Source organism: Amycolatopsis sp. NPDC043887 (assembly GCF_056435665.1).
Map to the genome: position 1 here is coordinate 1 of NZ_JBWKEB010000020.1, position 18520 is coordinate 18520.

Below are 18520 nucleotides of genomic sequence, written 5' to 3' on the forward strand. Positions count from 1 at the left end.
CTTCGGCAGCGATCTTGAGGAAACGATCGAACTACTGGTTGACCCGGACGCTATCGACGACCTCATGATGATCTTGCGCGGCTTCGCCAGCGGCAAGGGTGGCGAAGGCGACGCGTAAACTGGCGGCAAGGGGACGTTCGCTCAAGACGGCACTCGAAGCTGGTAGTGCGCCGCGCCACCTGCCCACGCTTAACCCTCGTCAAACAACTGTCAATGACCGCTAGAGTTGCCCAGTGATACGCAGTTGCCTTTGCGAACAGTGCAGGCAGTGACCCATGTCGATCACCAACACCCAACGTCGTCCATCATGATCCACAAAAGCGGGTGTCGCAGGTTCGAATCCTGCCGGGGGCACTTCGAGTAACCCACGGAGATCTCACTGGCCGGAACGGATCTTGAGACCCGCCGTGGCATGGTCACCCGGATCTCGAACCTGCCAGTCGCTCTTGGATCGACGACGGCGAGCGCTCAGCGCGCGTATTTACGAAGTATCCGGTTCGTCGCCGGGTCTTTCGAATAAAGGCACACTCCCTGCATTCCCCGAGTCAGCAGCACCTTGTACGTGTTCCGCACCAAACGGTCGAAATCCCTCTCCTTGGCGTTCTTCACCGCCTGATCTTTCAAAGGCCTCCTGTTCGAGACCCATCGCCTGTCACGAATCACCAGGTCATCGCCAAAGATCACGCCTGCCCAGTCGTATTCGAAACCCTGGGCGCTGTAAATACAGCCGACTTGACCGAAACCACGTGGGTCGGAGGCCCACAACGACGACGACGGAACACCTGGAACGGGCGCTTTGGGCTTGGCGTTCCACGGTCGCGACCACTCATCGATCTGCACGTCGTCAACCAGACGACGTGTACCGTCGACTTCGATGGGGTCGCTCCAGTCCCAGCAGAACCCCGCCGTCATCCTCGCGCTTCCACCACGCATGTTCGACTGCTGACGGAGCCATGATTCAAGTTCTTGAGGCGACTCCGCCGCATCGACCACATACTCGTCATCGCTTCCCTGGACCAGGTCGGACCAGACGATCGGCTCCTCGGGGCTCAGAAACATGAGGCGCGTGACCCACTCGTCGAACTTGTCCGACCCGCCACACCGGAACTGCCCGTCGAGGCGGATGTCGAGAACCTCGTGACCTTTGAGGTTCGCGATGTCGACGATGTATTTCCTGGTGCCGACCTCGCCGGGACGCACGACCTGATGCTCGTCGAGCAGGAAGACGGGAACCTTGGCCACGTCGATGAGCTGGTCGATCTGTTCTCGTCCTCGTGCACGAGGACGTTCGGGAAGCCCACGGACCCGGTGTGCCTCGTCACAGAGCAGCACATCCAATGAGTTCTCGCGATCCGAACCGAATTGGTTGAAATACTTGAACATCTCCTCGAGACGATCATCGATTCCGGCAACCGTCGCTCGCAGCGTCTCCGTAAACGCCTTCGAGCCTGTCGCATGAAGGACCCGCCTTCTACGACGAGCAAGGCTGGCAAGAAGGGTTATCGCTATCGCGCTCTTCCCGGAACCCGGGCCGCCACTGACGACGACCACCTTCTTCTCAGCCCCTGAGGACCCCTTGGAATCCGCCTCGTCAAGAGCGTCCATTACCGACTGGTAGGCAACCTGCTGTTCGTCGAGAAGGACGAACTCGTCCCGTTTTTCAAGGGTTCCGGCAGCGGTCGTCAGCAGGTTCCGAGCCGGGGTGTGCCGAGCAGCGAGGAGGGCGTTCGCCGCATCTCGCGCACCAGCGGCCGCACCAGCGTCAGTGTCAAGAAGGGAACAGAGGTAGTTGGCCAGGTCCTTCTTCGTGTCAGCCGCGAAGAGCCGGCCCAAACCATCGGCACTGGTTTTGTCCATTCTCCAGGTCGGATCGTAGACGGCGTCGTGAAGATAGGCGATGCCCTTCACCAGTCGCGGCGCACGCGCGAATTGAGGCGTGAAGTCAAGGAGCTGACGACAGTAACGCCGAACCTGTTCAGACGGATGCAAGACGGGCTGCGGATCGTCATCCGACGTCTTGACCAGCCCGTCGCCCACCAACTCCATGTGACGCCATTGCTTCAGTTCCACCAGTACGTACGACGGTTGCCCCGTCTCCGGATGCACGCCACACAGAATCGCGTCGACTCGCTTGGGACTGAACGGGAGCCGATACTCGAGAAACACTTCGACATGCTCCAGCCCGATGACACAAAGAGTCTCCGCGAGGACCGGGAGACTGCGCCGCCACGAACCGACTTCACCGCTCCTCGTCGAAGCGCTGTAGCCAACCCTGGCATGTATCGCGAGCGTCGCTATGAAACTTTCCTCGCCCAGCGCCACCCGCAGTTCGGCAGCGGTCTTCCTCACCGGCAAACGTCCTCCCCCGAGGCAGCGTCGCGTAGTCACTCTTAGTCAGAGTCCAGCGTGCGCGCTCACACTAGTGAGCTACGACCTGGCCTCGAACAGGGGGTAGAGATGCCTGCTGGCGCGTCGTGCGAACCATCTGTAGCTGAAACGCTCCCCGGCCCGGTGAACCGCAGCGGGGACAGCGATCCACTAACCTGGACGGGAACGGTCCGACGGACACCGAGTCACCTCGTTGTTGTCCCCATCCGTACGTCGATGACGCACGCCCTGGGGAGGGGACGAGGTGGCACTTGCACGCGGCCGAGCAGCCGATCTTCTGGTCGAGGCTCGGACAGGCAGCCTGCACCAGAGACTGCGTGAGCAGTCCGGATACGTGCTCGGCACCAGGGCAGGCACGAGCGAGGTCGTCTCCTGGCAGAAGAGCCTTCCCGTCCTGCTGAGTGACCTGATCGATGCGGGACTCGAAGACGTCGAAGTCCTCCTCGAGCACCAGCTTCCCCATAGTAGGCAACGTGTGGACGTCGTCCTGTGCGGAACTCACCCCCGTACCGGGCAAAGCTCGTTCGTATTCGTCGAGCTCAAGCAATGGTCGAAGGCCGAAGTCCACCTTGCCCAGGTGCTCAACATCCCCGGCCTTCCCGGTCTGCACCTCCATCCGGTCGAGCAAGTGCGCGGGTACTGCCAGTACTTCGTGGACCACACTCCGGCGCTCGCCGAGCGTCCCCAGGCAGTCCACGGGATCGCGTACCTGCACAACGCCCGCCGTGCCGATATCGACGACCTCCTCCAGTACAGGGTCAGCGAATACGGGCGACTGTTCACGATGGACGACAAGGCCGACCTCCGGCAGGCATTCAACGCCGTACTCGACAAATCGGCGGAACGAGGAAGCAACCTCACCGCGGGTGACGAACTCCTCGGCTTCGCACACCGCCCGACCAAACCTCTGCTGACGCTGGCGGCCGCGGAGATCCGGGATCGCGAACAGTTCGTCCTGCTTGACGAACAAAAGGTCGCTTACGAATTGGTGATGCAGGCGGTAGAACGTTCTCGCGCGGCCCAGACTCGTACCGTCGTCATAGTCGAGGGCGGTCCCGGATCAGGCAAAAGTGTGATCGCGTTGAGTCTCCTCGGCGATTTGGCTCGCCGCGGCCTCGCCGTCCACCACGCGACCGGCTCCAAGTCCTTCACCCAGACGATGCGGAAATACGCCGGTCGTGGAAGTACACGCGTACAGGGCTTGTTCAAGTACTTCAACACCTACGTCGGCTGTCAACCGCGAGAACTCGACGTCCTCATCTGCGACGAAGCACACCGCATTCGCGAGAAAGGCGTCACGCAGTACACGAAGAAGGAGCAGCGCGATCGCGCTGGTCGCCAGATCGACGAACTGATCAACGTCGCCATCGTGCCGGTGTTCCTGCTCGATGAGAATCAGATCGTGCGGCCCGGCGAGATGGGTTCTCTGCGCGAGATCTCCGCTGCTGCCGAGTCACTCGGATGCAAGGTGGAGGTCGTCCGGCTGCACGATCAGTTGCGCTGCGGTGGTTCTGTCTCCTACGACACTTGGGTCGCACGGCTGCTGGGCCTGGGGCAGAACGTCGAACCACCTGTCCCATGGAGCAGGCTCGCGGGCCCTCTGGACGCGGGCATCACGGTGTCGAGTGCCGCATCGCCGCAAGCACTCGAGTCATGGGTGCTGCACCAACAGGAACTGCACGGCGGAGTGCCCCGGCTCGCCGCCGGTTTCTGCTGGCCTTGGAGCGATCCGGTGATGACTCCGGACGGCCGCGCGCTGGTCGACGACGTCAAGATCGGCGGTTGGCAGCGTCCGTGGAACGCGAAGTCGGAGCGGAACAAGGCCGTGGCCGGTGTCCCGGAATCCAACTACTGGGCCACTGACGAACGCGGCTTCGGGCAAGTAGGCTGCATCTACACCACGCAGGGATTCGAGTACGACTGGTCTGGAGTCATCTTCGGCTCCGATCTCGTTCGGCGCGACGGCATGTGGGTTCCTCAGCGCCAGAACTCAGAGGACAGTGCCGTGAAACGGGCCGACGAACTGCATTTCGGTGCGCTGATCAAGAACACCTACAAGGTCCTGCTCACCCGTGGGATGCGTGGCACCGCCGTCTATTCGACCGATCCCGAGACCCAAGCGTTCTTGGAAGAGATGACCCGATAGCCCTGATCAGCCTGCGGGGCGCCCGTCCGGGTCCGTCATCGTGATGGCGCCACCCTGCGCCCGCAGCACCACATCGGCCCGGTACTTACCCTCGCCGAGAGCGGCGAGGGTGCCCAGGCTGACCATCCGCGTAGTGGCGCCGTCGCGGTCGAACACCAGCAGATTGCCATCCTGGACGTAGTCCCCACTGTGCGTGCCATCGCCCTCGACCGTGACGGGCCTGCCGAGCTCGCGTTCGATTCGCGCGCCTGAAGCGGGGCCGGTGAGGACCTGTACCGAGGTCCAATCGCCGGGTGCCAGTTCCTTGAGCGGTCGCGAGCCGCCTGACCTGGCGAGATCTCCGATCGTTTTTTCGAGACCTTGGTCGAATTCCACTGCCACTCCTGGGGTGCTCGTGCCGCAGCCCGCCATGAGGGCGAGCAGGGCGAACAGAGTCACTATCAAGCGCATGGTCAGTATTGGTCCGGAGTCGCCGACGGTTCGCCGGGGTCGTGGTCGTCGTTGCGCCCCGGATTGTCCGTGGGCCAAGGCTTGTTCTTGGTTTCGCGGGTCTCGCCAGGAGGCGATTCGTCGGACGATACCAGTGTGTCGTTCTTGTCGATGACCACCATTTTGCCGTCCTTGACCGCCTGTTCGACCAGGTTCGCCATCTCCTCGGGGCTGGCGTCCGGGTTGGCCCCGGGCGATCGCGCGGCCGACTTCGTTGTTGTGCTGGTTCATGGCCACCGGGATGTGTTGATTGGTCGGGTTCCGCTCGTGCGCCGCAGCGAAGTCGACGCCAGCCACCTGGCGTCGACCTGGAGATTCTCACTTTGCAAGAACCGGCATGCCACCGATCCAGTGAATCATTTGCATATGGTGCCCACGGAGGCGATTTGGGGAGTGAGATTTCCGCCGAACCCGAAAGGCCCACAATGAACTACTCCCCGTCGGACTTGGACGTGATCGAGCGGCGGTTCCTGGCGTTGGCCTCCGGCCCGCGGGCGCTGACACTTGACTGCGCCGCGCTCGGTTGCGGTCTGCCCGCCGAAGTGAAACCCATCGACGAGGTGCGAGTGCTGCTGCTCAAGAGGCAGACGAGCTGGGTCACCAAGAACGCCGTCTGGCAAGACTTGGTCGGGCGGGCGCACGCGACGCCTGAACCGTGGACCGTCGTGGCGGCCGCCATGATGATGCCCGGCTTGAAGCACATCGGCAGCAAGCTCAGGTCTCGCTATCCGGGCGAGCGAAACGACCTGGATTCCGAGATCCTCGAAGGGTTCCTGCAAGCACTCGACGTCGCGGACGCTGCAGCTCAGAAGGTGTACGGGCAGCTTTACTGGGCAGCGTTCCGCCGCGCGCACGAAGCCTGCAATCGCGAGACTCGGCTCGCGATGTCCCGGTCCGAGCTCAACGACACCATAGCCACCGCGAGTTCGGCCGCGGGACATCCGGATCTTGTCCTCGCCGGCGCGATGCTCGAGGGCGCGGTGACACCGGCACAAGCGGATTTGGTGTCCGATGTGCTTCTGGACCATGACGAGCGGTCAGCGGCCGCGGAACGTCTTGGCATCAGCCGCTACCAGGTGTCGTGCCAGCTGGACTCCGCCACCCGGCATCTCGCCGGATACCTGAAAACAGGTAGTTCCGCAGCATGACATGCGGTTCATGTATTCATCCGAAGCAGCTACGCAGGAGCCGCCTTCATGAGCAACTCGAATTTCCCACCGGTAGAGATCGCCACGTTGAGTGAAGCGCAGAAGCGCGGGAGTGCCTGCGCCCGGTGTGGCCGTGTCCCGCTGAGCCCGCACAGTCTCGATGGCGCGGACCTCGTCGTTTGCGCGGATGAGCACGCACGCGTATGCACGGATTCCGTATTCTGGCTGACGCAGCCCTGCCCGTGGTGGTGTGACTCCGGGTGGCACAGCGATGACGATCGCGGCCAAGACCGCCAGCACATGTCCGAGTGGACGGGCAATGTCCCTCTTGTACTGGAAGGCGGCGACAAAATGGGGAACGGCCTGTCATACCAACCCGAGTACGCGACCGTGCACCTTCTGCAGGGCGTACGCGAAATCGAGCCACGTATCCGGTGTGGGAAGGGTGAAACCAACCATGGCTGGTACATGACTCCGGCCGAAACCCGGGAGCTCGCCGAGACTCTGACCATCGCCGCCGACATGACCGAGTGGCAAGCTGCCCCGCTGGCGGCGGCAGAAGCGTGCTGACCAGGCATCGGAAGGGGGCACCACCGAAACTGTCAGTGCCCTCCCCATAATGGGATCGTGACCGACGACCCGGAGCCTCAACCGTTCGCGCATCTCAGTGCGCCGAACGCGGCGCTCTATCGCGACGTCCTGTTGACGTTCGCGCGGGCGAGGGACCGGTTCATCGTGCACATGCGGCCGGAGGACGTCGCGGCGGACCTGGGTCGACCGGGTGATGTCGAGCAGGTCGCGGACGCGCTGGACAAGCTCGTCGACTGGGACAACCTGCGGGCCGATCCGGATACGAGCCGGGTGACCAGTGTCGCCGACTTCCACCGTGCCCGGTACCTGTACCAGCTCACGGCCGCCGGCCAGGCCGCCGAGGAAGCGCTCGCGGTTTACGACCAGGCTCTGGGCCGCCGAGGCTCACTTCAGTCGGTGGCATTGGAGGACATCGCCGCGCAGTTGCGGGCGCTCGTGGAGCTGGCCGGGGCACGGGAGCTCGACCCGGCGAAGTTGCATCTGCTGCTGCTGGCGCTCGCCGAGCGGTTCACCGGTCTGGCCGACAACGCACAGGCGTTCATGGCGTCGCTACGCCGTGTCATCGATTTCGCCGACGGGGACGTTGAGGCCTTCGTCGCCTACAAGCAGCGGCTGATCGACTACGTCAACCGCTTCATCGCGGATCTCGCCAACCGGGGTGCGGAGATCGCCACCCTGCTGGGCAAGATCGAGCAAGTCGGCGTCAGGGACATCCTCATGGTGGCGGCGAAACGCGAAGCCGCCGATGTCGCACCTGACGACCACGAAAACGCGACCGCCGTCGAAAGCCGTTACGAAATTTGGCGAAACCGCTGGCGTGGACTGCACGCCTGGTTCGTCTCGGCCGACTCTCGACATCAGTCACAGGCGCGCCTGCTGCGCGGAGCCGCGGTCACGGCGATCACGCAGCTCATCGACACGGTGGCCGCGCTCAACGAGCGCCGTTCCGGACGTTCCGACCGCTCGGCCGACTTCCGGACTTTGGCTCGCTGGTTCGCGGAGGCACCGGACGACAATGCGGCGCATCGCTTGTGGCGGACGGCGTTCGGGCTCAGTTCCGCGCGACACCTCACCGTCGACAACGAAACCGTTGCCGCGTGGGAGGAAGAGCAACCCGCACCGAGTACGCCGTGGCGGGAAGCGGCCGGAGTGCACATCAGCCCGCAGTTGCGCAGGACGGGATCCTACGAGCGGCGCGGCCAGCCCAACCGGGTCGCGGACCGCGCGGAGCAGCGTCGAATCCTGGCCGAGCAGGCGGTTCTCGAAGCCGAGCAGGTCGCCGCCGCACGTGAGCGGCTGGCGACACCAGGGCCCACGCGTCTATCGGCTCTGGGCGAGCTCGATGCGCGGGCATTCCGGCTCTTCCTCGGTCTCCTCGGCGACGCGCTGTCGGCGCGCGCTCCTGGCGATCACGAAGTCCGGACCACCACGAGTGACGGCACGATGGAGGTTCGCTTGACTCTCGTACGCGGCGGAGGAACGGTGAGCATCCACACCGAAGATGGGATCCTGCACGGTCCGGAACATCTGATCGAGATCATCGACTTGATCGGGAACGGCCGGGAGGAGGCGATCGCGTGACCGTGCTTGGCGAGGAAACCGTCGCCCAGAAGCGGAAAGCCCTGCGGGCGCTCCTTGCCAAGCCGCTGTTGACAGCCGGAACGGACGACGAAGTACTGCGGCTGGTCCGACGCCACGCGCCGGAGCTGCGTGACTGGCTGGCCACCGAGACGGGCTGGCGGCTGCTGGTCAGTGCTGAATCCGCGCGCCTGTTCAAGACCGCGCCGACGTTGACCGACCAGACTCATCCAGCGAGAGACGGCAAGGGCAAACCACCTTTCGGCCGCCGCAGGTACGTCTTGCTCTGCTTGGCGTTGGCCGTCTTGGAGCGAGCCGACGCGCAGATCACCCTCGGCCGACTCGCTGAAGGCGTACTCACCGCCGCGGGCGAACCCGAACTCGTCGACGCGGGCGTGTCCTTCACGATGAGCCGGCGGGACGAGCGTTCGGATCTCGTCGCCGCGGTCAGATTACTGCTCTCCTGGGGTGTCCTCGAACGTGTCGCCGGTGAGGAAGACGCTTATTTGAGCGACAACGGAGACGTCTTGTACGACGTGCAGCGCCGGGTGCTGGCCACGCTCTTGACCAGCACCCGGGGCCCTTCGACGATCAATGCCGCCGATTTCGAAACCAGGCTCGAAGAGCTCGCCCACGAGCCTGTCGCCGACACCGATGACCTGCGCAATCGGGCGCTGCGCCACCGCCTGACCCGCCGCCTCCTCGACGATCCTGTGGTCTACTACGACGAGCTGGCCGACGATGAACGGGCGTACCTGACCGGCCAGCGGCATGCGTTGACGCACCGGATCGAGGCCGCCACCGGGCTGGTCGCCGAGGTCCGCGCGGAGGGCATCGCGATGGTCGATCCCGACGACGACTTGACCGATGTGCGCATGCCGGAGCAGCGCACCGATGGCCACGCCACCTTGCTCGTCGCCGAGTACCTCGCTGCGCGGAACGGCCCGGTACCGATCGAGCGAATGCTGGCGTACGTCAGGAAGATCGCCCGTGACCATGCCTCCTATTGGCGCCGCGGAGTCACCGACGAAGGCGCTGACGAGGAACTCCTCGCCATCGCGTTGCACAAGCTGCGTGCCCTACGGCTCGTCGAGGATTCCGTCGGGGATCCACCGATGGTGCGCGCGCTGCCCGCGATCGGGCGTTACCGGCTCGACGCGCCCACCATCCGCGAGAGGAAGACCGGGAAATGACCTTGCCCGTCCCGGACAAGGCCCGCTGGCAACCGCTCCGGGCAGGCCTTGTCGACCTGTTCTACTACGACCTCGAAGAGTTCCACTTCCACGACGGCCGCCTGCTGTTACGCGGCAACAACGGAACCGGAAAATCCAAGGTCCTCGCGCTGACCCTGCCGTTCCTCCTCGACGGCGAACTCTCGGCACACCGGGTGGAGCCCGACGGGGATCGCAACAAACGCATGGAATGGAACCTGCTGCTCGGCGGGAAGCATCCACATAACGAACGCCTTGGCTATACCTGGCTGGAATTCGGTCGTGCCCTTCCCGACGGGAGCGCCGAGTATCGAACACTCGGCTGTGGTCTCAAGGCCGTCGCCGGGCGTGGAATCGCCAAGAACTGGTTCTTTGTCACCGACCAGCGCGTCGGACAGGACCTTTCCCTGGTGAGCCCGACCCGGGTGGCCTTGACCAGGGAGAAGCTCAAGGACGCCGTCGTCGGGCATGGCCTGGTGTACGACACCGCGTCAGACTACCGACGCGCAGTGGACGAAGCGCTCTTCGGGCTGGGAAGCCACCGCTACGAAGCCCTCGTCAATCTGCTGATCCAGCTACGGCAACCGCAGCTGTCGAAGAAGCCGGACGAGAAACTGCTGTCCCGGGCGCTCACCGAGGCACTCCCGCCGCTCGACCCGGCCTTGGTGGCCACGGTCGCGGAAGCATTCCGTGGCCTGGACGAGGAGCGGGAAACCTTACACGCCCTGGCGGAGGCGAAGACGGCGGCCGAGCAGTTCCTCGCACATTACCGGCGTTACTCCCGAATCGCGGCCAAACGACGTGCGGCACCAGTTCGCCATACGCACAGCGCTTACGAAAAGCTCGGACGTGAGTTGGGTGAAGCCGAGGCCGCATACGAGAAAGCGACACTGGCGCTCAACGAGACCCAGCGACTTCTCGATGAACTGGCGGCCACGAAAGCCCAGCTGGATACGCGCCGTGCCGCACTGCAGAGCAGCCCCGAAATGCGGGACGCCGAAACACTGAAACAAGTGGGGAAGGAAGCCGTAAAGCTCCGGGAGTTCGCGAACTTGCGGGAGCGCGATCTGTTGTCGGCCGCCGGCAACTTGCGCCTCCGCGAGGAGCAAGCCGAGACGGCTCAGCGGACGGCCGACGCCGATGCGGAGATTTTGGAGCAGGCCAAAGAGATCGCGTACGAGGCCGCCGATGCCGCCTACCTGACCGATGAACATTCCGCGCTCATCGCCGACGAAGACGAGCGAGCCGGGCAGGTGATCATCGAACGGCGGACCAAGGCGGTCGATCAGCTTCAACGGTTACTCAATGCCGCGACGCAGGCCGAGGCAGCATTGCGTTCCGCGCGGGCAAGTGTCGACCGGATCACCGCTGAGCAGCAGAGCGCCGCCGAGCGGATCACCGCGGCCGAGGAGAGTGTCGCCCGGCACGGTGCGGCCCTTGTCGACAGTTACCGGTCCTACCTGGCGAGCACCGAACAGTTCGTACTGTCCGATATGGACGAAGCGCTCGACACCCTCGACGCGTGGACTGAGACGCTCATCGGCGTCAATCCTGCGGCATCGGCCGTCGAGGAGGCCGTGCTGCTGGCGACCGCCGAGCTTGCTCGGAGGCAAGCCACCCTCGATGCCGAACGAACAGCAGCGGAAACCGAACGGCAAGCGATCAACGACGAGATCGCACGACTGGAAGCGGGCGGGCACGACGCTCCGCCAAGGCCCTATACACGTGACGAAGACACACGAACCGGCCGTCCTGGTGCTCCACTATGGAAAGTCGTGGATTTCGTCCCCGGCGTCAACGAGCAGCACCGTGCTGGGCTCGAAGCGGCGTTGGAGGCCTCTGGCGTTCTGGACGCTTGGGTATCCCCGGAAGGTGAACTGCACAGCACGCGGACCGGCGACGTGATCATCGAACCCGGTGAGGCCGCGCCGTCAGGAGGCCTCACCGCTGTGCTCGCGCCGGCGGTGGATCGGGCCGACCCTCAGGCCTCGGCCCTGACCGACGATGTGGTGAACGCGGTCTTGCGTGCGATCGGTCTCGGTCCTGGCGCGGACACGTGGGTCGCGGTGGACGGCAGGTTCGCCATCGGCGTGCTGACCGGGGCATGGCACAAGGACGCAGCGGCTTACCTGGGTGAAGGTGCTCGGGAAGCCGCGCGCAGGGAACGGATCCAGCAGCTGCGGGATGCGGGCGACCGGATGTCTCGGCACCTTGCCGAGCTGGCGGAAACCGCGGATGGCCTGGCCGCTCAGCGGACCGCCCTCACCGCGGAACACCGAGCCCAGCCGGAAGACACCGATCTCCGCGAGGCCCACTCCGTGCTCGTCGGCGAGCACAAGGAGAAGCGCCGGATCGACGGCCGCCTCGACGAAGCTGTCGGAGTTTCCGCCGAGTGTGCCGACGAAGCCGAGCGGTCTCGCGGCAAGGCCATCGAATTCGCCGGTGATGTCGGTCTGCCAACGGACCCCGAGGATCTGGCCCGCGTCCACAAGGCAGTCGGCGACTACCGGGTGGCCCTTGCCGGGCTCTGGCCCGCGGCGCGGGCGCTGGCTCGGGCGAAAGCGGATTCGGCCAAGGCCGAACACGAGAAGCGGGATGCCGCCGAACGCCACGACGAAGCGCGAGAGTCGGCCGCCGAAGCCCGCGCTGAAGCCGAAACCGCGGCCGAACGCCATCGCGTACTGGTGGAGACCGCGGGCGCGGGAGTCGAGGAGCTCTATCGGAAGCTGGCTGCGGTCGCGAGGGAATCGGACGAACGGGACGCCCGCGAGAAGCGGGTGCGAGAAGAAGAACGGGTCTTGCACCAAGACCGAGGCACGGCGATCGGACGACGTGAGAAGCTTCGCGATTCGATCTCGACCGCCGTGGCCGGGCGTGATCAGGCCATCAGTGAGCTGCGGGCCTTCGCGGCGACAGGGCTGTTGGCAACAGCCATTCCCGAATTGGATTTCCCCGCCCCGGAGAAGGAGTGGGCTCCCAATCCGGCCGTCGCTCTCGCGCGGGCGATCAACGCCGCGCTGGACGGCGTGGACGACGCGGACCGGCCGTGGGAATTGGTTCAGCAGAAGGTGTCGGCCGAGCACAAACTGCTGACCGACGCGCTGTCCAGGCACGGCCACTCGGTCGGTATGACCCTACGAGACGGAATCATCGTCGTCGATGTGCTGTTCCAAGGGCGCACCCAGGACATTCCGACGTTGGTGACCGCTTTGGAGATGGAGAACGAGCAACGGGCGAACCTGCTTTCGGCGAAAGAACGCGAGATCCTCGAGAACCACCTCATCAACGAAGTCGCGGGCACGCTGCAAGAATTGATCGGGAACGCCGAGGATCAGGTCCGGTCCATCAACACCGACCTCGAAGCCCGGCCGACGTCGACCGGAATGCGTCTACGGTTGCAGTGGCGTACTTCGCGAACGGCGCCTGATGGGCTCGATCGAGTACGAGACCGGTTGTTGCGGCAGACCGCGGACGCCTGGAGTGCCGAGGACCGGACCGCCGTCGGCGGGTTCCTGCAGGAGCAGATCAACCGCGAGCACGCCGAAGACGCGGCCGGCGGCTGGGTCGAACAACTGACTCGCGCGCTGGATTATCGATCTTGGCACGAGTTCGCCATTCAGCGGTACCAGGATGGCCAGTGGCGGTCGGCGACCGGACCGGCGTCCGGCGGTGAACGGGTGCTCGCCGCGTCGGTTCCGCTTTTCGCCGCGGCCTCCTCCTTCTACTCGTCTTCGGCCAATCCCCACACGCCACGTCTGGTCGCGCTCGACGAAGCGTTCGCCGGCGTCGACGACGATTCACGGGCCAAGTGCCTCGGCCTGCTCGCCGCATTCGATCTCGACGTCGTGATGACCAGCGAACGCGAATGGGGCTGCTACCCGCAGGTGCCGGGGCTGGCCATCGCACAACTCACTCGGCGCGACGGAATCGACGCCGTTCTCGTGACCCCTTGGCGCTGGGACGGGCGCGAGCGTGTCCAGCGGCAACGGCCGCTTCCCTGCGTACCGGGCGCCTGATGGCCGATCCGGATCGGCTCCGCAGGCTCCTGGGCGGCGAAGAAACGGCGTGGCTGCTCGACCGCTTGCGCCGGCGGATGGTCGCCGGCAGGCCGTTGAGCGGAGTAGTCACACTCAATTCGGCGACGCATGACCAGCGCAGGGCCATCGAACGGCTGCTCGGCAGGCGGGCGGGTACCGGTACCTCCCTGAGCGTTTCACTCGACGAAGTCGACGCTGTGCTTCGCCGCAGTGGTTCGGCCCCCGACGGGCTCGCCGACGCGACGAGGCTGCTGATCGGAACTGTGCCGGACCGGGCAACCGAAGCCGCGGCCTGGACGGCGGCTTTCGGGCCACTGGACGAACTGGTCGCGCGACGTCCGATGCTGGCGACGTGGCGCGCGTGGTTGGACTCCACCGGCATGGTCCGGAGGTTGGCTTCCGAACCGGAGCACGCTTCGGCGTTGATCACTGCAGTGGTCGACGTTCTCGCCGAGTTGCCGTCGCGGGGCATCGCGCTGGGCAGGCTCGCGGCGGAGACCACCGGCGACGCTCACGGCTTGGACGACGGGCGCCCCCTGGCGACGCTCGTCCTCTCGGCAGCGAGAGCCCTCCGCGGCCGCCCACCGGCCGGAGACGGAACAGCGGGCGAACGGCGAACTTCCTGGGCGGCGGTGGGCGTACACCGTGACGATCTGTCCTCGTCCGTGCTGTGCCTCGGTCTACCCGGTGACGTGGTGACGATGACCGGCCGCATGCTGGCGCTGGCGAAGGAATCCGGCGAACCGTGTGTCCTGACACTACGCCAGTTGAATACCGCGAGACTCGGCGTCGGATTCGGGCTGGTGTCGGTCTGCGAAAACCCGATCGTCCTCGCCTCCGCAGCCGATGAGCTGGGACCTGGCTGCCCTCCTCTCGTCTGTGTGAACGGCCAGCCGTCTGCCGCGGTGTGGCGTCTCCTCGATCTGCTCGCGGCGGACGGTGCCTCTTTCCGGTATCACGGCGACTTCGACTGGGGCGGTATCCGGATCGGAAACACCCTGCGCGACCGGATTCCGTGGATGCCCTGGCGTTTCGATGCTTCGGCGTACTCCGCGACGACCACGGCAGGCGGCCCGCTGGCGGGAAGGCCGGCGGACGCGATCTGGGATCCGGACCTGCGGCCGGCGCTGGAGCGACGCGGAGTGCGCATCGAAGAGGAACTCGTCCTTCCCGCCTTGTTGGAGGATCTTCGCTAGGCCTCGTGGAAATCTTCGAGGCGATGGGCTTCGACTGAAGACTCCGTAGCGGCCAGCCAATGCGGATAGGTGACATAGACCAGTTCCGCGTCCTCATCGGCCACGTAGACCACCTCGGTTCCAGCCCGCAGATAGATCACCTCGCCTGCCCGAGCCGTCACCGAACCCGAAGGGCCCTCGACGGTGAAAGTGCCGGAAGTGATGACGAGGGCCTCGTCGTAGGTCATCTTCCACGGGTTCTTCTCGCCTTTCCCGTAACGGGCGAAGCCGACGGACATGGCCGCGCCACTGTCCTGCGCGAGGACGTCGGCCAGGAAGATCCGCTGGTCGAGCCGCTGGAACCAGGTCGAAGCGTCATCGCTCGTGAAGTGTTCGACAGACATCCAAGTCTCCTTAAGTGGAAGTTCCTCCACTTAGTTAACTGGAGAGAGTTCCACTTGTCCACAGGTTAGGCTGGCCGAGTGCTTCCCATCGCAGGAGCCGGGACTCCAGAGCGGGCGGACGCGGCTCGCAACCGGCAGAAGATCGTCCACGCGGCGGCCAGGCTTGTGGCGGCCAAAGGAATCGACGGGCTCGCGTTGGACGAGGTCGCGGCGGAGGCGGGCGTCGGGATCGGCACCGTGTATCGACGGTTCCCGGACAAGGGCGCCTTAGCACAGGCATTGCTCGACGAGAACGAGCGCGAGTTCCAGGAAGCGTTCATCAGCGGGCCGCCGCCGCTCGGGCCGGGGGCACCCGCGACCCAAAGGCTGAAGGCGTTCATGGACGCGTACGTCGACAGGCTCGAGACGCACGGCGAACTGCTGATGGTCGCGGAGACGGAGACGCCGATGGCGCGGTTCGTCACGGGCGCGTACCGGCTGCACCACAGTCACCTGGTCGCTTTGATCAGCGAAATCGAGCCGGAAGCGGACGCGCATTTCAGGGCCGACGCGCTGCTCGCGCCACTGGCGGCGGCGCAGTACGTCTACCAGCGACGAAGCATGGCGCCGGAGCAGATCAAAGCGGGGCTGGGTGACCTGTACCAGCGCACCTAGACTCCTGGAAAGCCTGGAAGGGGTGGCATGGATCTCGCGGTGAAGTCGGAGCTGGTCGAGCAGGTGCGCGCGTTCACCGAATGGGTGGGCGCAGGACGGAAACTCACCCAGACCGGGCGTCTCACCTTGGCTGACGCCAAAGCGCTGGTGCCGTTGTTGAAGACCGGTGACGTTCTCGAGCAGACCATCGGCAGCCACGTGTACCGGACCAGGTCGAGCGAGCGTCTGCTCAACCTGATGCTCGTCGTGGAGTGCGCCAAGGCGGCGGGGCTGGTCCGCAAGACCGGGCAACGGCTGGTGCCGGTGAAGAAGAATCAGGTCCTTCTCGATGACCCGCAGAAGCTGTGGTTCGCGTTGTTCACCGGGTTCGACAAGCTGGGCGAGGCGTTCCTGCACTCGGGATTCGGCGAGTCATTGCTGCGCCCGGAGTTCGCGCACGGCACCCGCGCCGTGTTGGCGTCGTTGTATGGCGCGGACGGTGCTGTCGCAATCGCGAGCTTGTGCGCGACCGTCTGGGATGTCGTCAGCGCGCCTTACGTCTTGGACGATCTCACCGAACTGCAGCTTGAGATGTTGCGGAGCACGAATGACCGCGACACCAAGAAAACGCTCGAGGTCCTACAGCGATTGGGAGCGGTGACCCTCCGGGGTGAATCGGCTGAGCTGACCGAAATCGGCAGGTCGGGTATGCGGCGGATCTTGGGGGTGCCGGAGGCCGGAGACCCGATCTACCAGGTGAAGATCACTCTGCTGGAAATCGAGGGTCTCCCGGTGTGGCGACGGGTGGTGGTTCCGGCGGCCATCCCGCTCGACCGGCTGCACATCGTCATCCAGGCCGCGATGGGCTGGGAGAACTACCACCTGCACTACTTCCTCGATGGAAAGACCTACTACGGCGAGGCCGAGCCTGAACTGCAATACCGCGACGAACGGAAAGTGCGGCTGGACGACCTGGTGAAGCCCGGCAGCCGCCTCTTGTACAACTACGACTTCGGCGACAGCTGGGACCACGAGATCCTCATCGAGGAAGCCACGGCCGCCACGTCCGAGGGGCGTTATCCGCGGTGTATCGCGGGCCAAGGGGCTTGCCCGCCGGAGGACGTCGGCGGAACCGGGGGTTACGCGAGGTTGATCCAGATCCTCGGCGATCCCGGCCACAAGGAACACCGAGACGTAGTCGACTGGCTCGGTCTCGACGATCCTGACCAGTTCGATCCCGCGCATTTCGACCTCGACGAAGCCAACCAGCGCCTGACCTAGTAGATCTCTACCGGCCCGACGCGTAAGACACCGTCATCCAGCGGCACGCAGCGTTTCCCACCGCGGCCCCGCAAAGCGCGGAAAGTCCCAGCCGGGTAGACGACGTCCAGCCAAGCGCAGGGATTCGCGGGCCGGTGCACCTCAAAGCGCACCGGACCATCGCCCGAGTCCAAAGCAAGAACAGTGCCCCTCGGCACAGCATCCACGTCGAAGCCCGACAGCACGATGTTCCGCCGGGCCAGAAGCGGATCGCCGGGCACGGACGCCGAGAACAGCGTGACCGCGGCTGAACGATGCGCGGGGTGGTTGAAGTACCGGTCCCCCACCAGCCCCAGTCCCGCGCGCACCACGACGTGGTCGCGCGAGACCGGGGCTGGATCGGGGCGAGGGCCATCAGCAGGACGGCCCTCGTACGCATGCACCGAAGAGACGTGCAGCGCGACGATCAGCGCTCGCCGAGCTGCCATTCCGGCCGCACGTAGTGGCAGGTGTAGCCGTTCGGGATGCGCTCCAGGTAGTCCTGGTGCTCCGGTTCGGCCTCCCAGAAGTCACCGGCCTGGGTCACCTCGGTGACCACCTTGCCCGGCCATTTGCCCGAGGCGTCGACGTCGGCGATCGTCTGTTCGGCGACCTGCTTCTGCTTGTCGTCGGTGTAGAAGATCGCCGACCGGTAGCTCGTGCCGATGTCGTTGCCCTGGCGGTTGCGGGTCGTCGGATCGTGGATCTGGAAGAAGAACTCCAGGATCTGCCGGTACGACAGCTGCGCCGGGTCGAAGACGATCTCGATGCCTTCGGCGTGGGAGCCGTGGTTGCGGTAGGTCGCGTTCGGCACGTCGCCGCCGGTGTAGCCGACCCTGGTGGAGACGACCCCGGGGTGCCGGCGGAACAGGTCCTGCATGCCCCAGAAACAGCCGCCCGCGAGAACAGCCTTTTCCGTCACTGTAGATCTCCTTCGGTCGTTGACACCCAGTACAACGTGTCGCACCGCCCCTGTCATCCCCGTCCGAGTGTGACGGAACGCTTACGTCCACCGTGCGTCTCACGTTAGGTGAAAACCCTGCTCGCGGTCCTCGCACTCCCTCTGGCCGGCTGCGCGACGACACACCAAGCAGCCCCGACCCCGGAGGACGCCTTCCGGTTCGGCGGGATCTCGATGCCCGCCAGCGGCAAGGTGCTGGAGACGCAGTACGACCGCGGCATCGACTCGAGGTACGTCGTCGTCCTCACCCTTCCGGCGGAGGACGTGCCCAAGCTGCTCGAGGCGTCGAACTTCGCTCCCGGAGTGATGAACGACGACCGGCTCGTCGACGGCCGCCGCGTGGTCCGCAAGGTCACCGTCGAGGGGACCACGGTGCGCCTTGAGATGTTCACGACGTGAGCACTCAGCGTGAAAAAGATGGGCCGTTCGGACTCGCCTGGGTGACCCCCTAACGTGTAGC

16 protein-coding genes are annotated in these 18520 nt (G+C 65.1%); 10 read left to right on the forward strand and 6 right to left on the reverse strand.

Features of this window, described 5'->3' with window-relative positions; all coding sequences use genetic code 11:
* Window positions 1-468 precede the first annotated feature (468 nt).
* Window positions 469-2349 (reverse strand): DNA/RNA helicase domain-containing protein, encoded by a 1881-nt coding sequence (locus AC069H_RS36780; protein WP_478235398.1) that lies wholly within the window; start codon window positions 2347-2349, stop codon window positions 469-471.
* Window positions 2350-2632: 283 nt separating this feature from the next.
* Here AC069H_RS36780 and AC069H_RS36785 point away from each other — a divergent pair, with 283 nt between their 5' ends.
* A complete protein-coding gene (locus tag AC069H_RS36785) occupies window positions 2633-4534 on the forward strand; it encodes a DNA/RNA helicase domain-containing protein (RefSeq protein WP_478235399.1) in 1902 nt (633 codons plus the stop codon).
* A gap of 6 nt (window positions 4535-4540) precedes the next feature.
* Here AC069H_RS36785 and AC069H_RS36790 read toward each other — a convergent pair whose 3' ends face one another.
* Window positions 4541-4972: a hypothetical protein gene (locus AC069H_RS36790; protein ID WP_478235400.1), complete on the reverse strand. Its 432-nt coding sequence runs from the start codon at window positions 4970-4972 to the stop codon at window positions 4541-4543.
* A 14-nt stretch (window positions 4973-4986) separates the two neighbouring features.
* Window positions 4987-5184 (reverse strand): hypothetical protein, encoded by a 198-nt coding sequence (locus tag AC069H_RS36795; RefSeq protein ID WP_478235401.1) that lies wholly within the window; start codon window positions 5182-5184, stop codon window positions 4987-4989.
* 285 nt (window positions 5185-5469) lie between these two features.
* Here AC069H_RS36795 and AC069H_RS36800 point away from each other — a divergent pair, with 285 nt between their 5' ends.
* Genes AC069H_RS36800 through AC069H_RS36825 form a run of 6 tightly spaced genes read left to right on the forward strand, consistent with a single transcriptional unit; the run spans window position 5470 to window position 14784 of the window.
* On the forward strand, window positions 5470-6171 hold the full coding sequence (locus AC069H_RS36800; RefSeq protein ID WP_478235402.1) for a hypothetical protein: 702 nt from the start codon (window positions 5470-5472) through the stop codon (window positions 6169-6171).
* Window positions 6172-6219: 48 nt separating this feature from the next.
* The gene (locus AC069H_RS36805) at window positions 6220-6741 is read left to right on the forward strand and encodes a DUF6907 domain-containing protein (protein ID WP_478235403.1); all 522 of its coding nucleotides are present in this window, start codon (window positions 6220-6222) and stop codon (window positions 6739-6741) included.
* A gap of 57 nt (window positions 6742-6798) precedes the next feature.
* The gene (locus tag AC069H_RS36810) at window positions 6799-8343 is read left to right on the forward strand and encodes a TIGR02677 family protein (protein ID WP_478235404.1); all 1545 of its coding nucleotides are present in this window, start codon (window positions 6799-6801) and stop codon (window positions 8341-8343) included.
* Window positions 8340-9533 (forward strand): TIGR02678 family protein, encoded by a 1194-nt coding sequence (locus AC069H_RS36815; RefSeq protein ID WP_478235405.1) that lies wholly within the window; start codon window positions 8340-8342, stop codon window positions 9531-9533. The genes AC069H_RS36810 and AC069H_RS36815 overlap by 4 nt, the downstream gene beginning before the upstream one ends.
* Complete coding sequence (locus tag AC069H_RS36820) at window positions 9530-13567, forward strand: TIGR02680 family protein (RefSeq protein ID WP_478235406.1); 4038 nt, start codon at window positions 9530-9532, stop codon at window positions 13565-13567. The genes AC069H_RS36815 and AC069H_RS36820 overlap by 4 nt, the downstream gene beginning before the upstream one ends.
* Window positions 13567-14784 carry a TIGR02679 family protein gene (locus tag AC069H_RS36825; protein WP_478235407.1) on the forward strand — a complete coding sequence of 406 codons (1218 nt, stop codon included), beginning with the start codon at window positions 13567-13569 and terminating at the stop codon, window positions 14782-14784. Before AC069H_RS36820 ends, AC069H_RS36825 begins: the two co-directional genes overlap by 1 nt.
* On the opposite strand, the gene AC069H_RS36830 is transcribed toward AC069H_RS36825, so the two are convergent.
* A complete protein-coding gene (locus AC069H_RS36830; RefSeq protein WP_478235408.1) occupies window positions 14781-15167 on the reverse strand; it encodes a cupin in 387 nt (128 codons plus the stop codon). The genes AC069H_RS36825 and AC069H_RS36830 overlap by 4 nt on opposite strands.
* 78 nt (window positions 15168-15245) lie before the next feature.
* Between AC069H_RS36830 and AC069H_RS36835 the strand changes: the two genes are divergently transcribed.
* The gene (locus AC069H_RS36835) at window positions 15246-15821 is read left to right on the forward strand and encodes a TetR/AcrR family transcriptional regulator (protein WP_478225392.1); all 576 of its coding nucleotides are present in this window, start codon (window positions 15246-15248) and stop codon (window positions 15819-15821) included.
* Window positions 15822-15848: 27 nt separating this feature from the next.
* Window positions 15849-17081: a plasmid pRiA4b ORF-3 family protein gene (locus AC069H_RS36840; RefSeq protein WP_478235409.1), complete on the forward strand. Its 1233-nt coding sequence runs from the start codon at window positions 15849-15851 to the stop codon at window positions 17079-17081.
* Here the strand turns inward: AC069H_RS36840 and AC069H_RS36845 are convergent.
* Together AC069H_RS36845 and msrA are read right to left on the reverse strand one after the other, a co-directional pair.
* Entirely contained in the window at window positions 17078-17548 is a 471-nt protein-coding gene (locus AC069H_RS36845; RefSeq protein ID WP_478235410.1) for a molybdenum cofactor biosysynthesis protein, read from the reverse strand. The genes AC069H_RS36840 and AC069H_RS36845 overlap by 4 nt on opposite strands.
* Window positions 17527-18021 (reverse strand): peptide-methionine (S)-S-oxide reductase MsrA, encoded by a 495-nt coding sequence (gene msrA / locus AC069H_RS36850; RefSeq protein ID WP_034305803.1) that lies wholly within the window; start codon window positions 18019-18021, stop codon window positions 17527-17529. Before msrA ends, AC069H_RS36845 begins: the two co-directional genes overlap by 22 nt.
* 108 nt (window positions 18022-18129) lie before the next feature.
* Here msrA and AC069H_RS36855 point away from each other — a divergent pair, with 108 nt between their 5' ends.
* Window positions 18130-18459: a hypothetical protein gene (locus tag AC069H_RS36855; protein ID WP_478235411.1), complete on the forward strand. Its 330-nt coding sequence runs from the start codon at window positions 18130-18132 to the stop codon at window positions 18457-18459.
* Window positions 18460-18520: the final 61 nt, after the last annotated feature.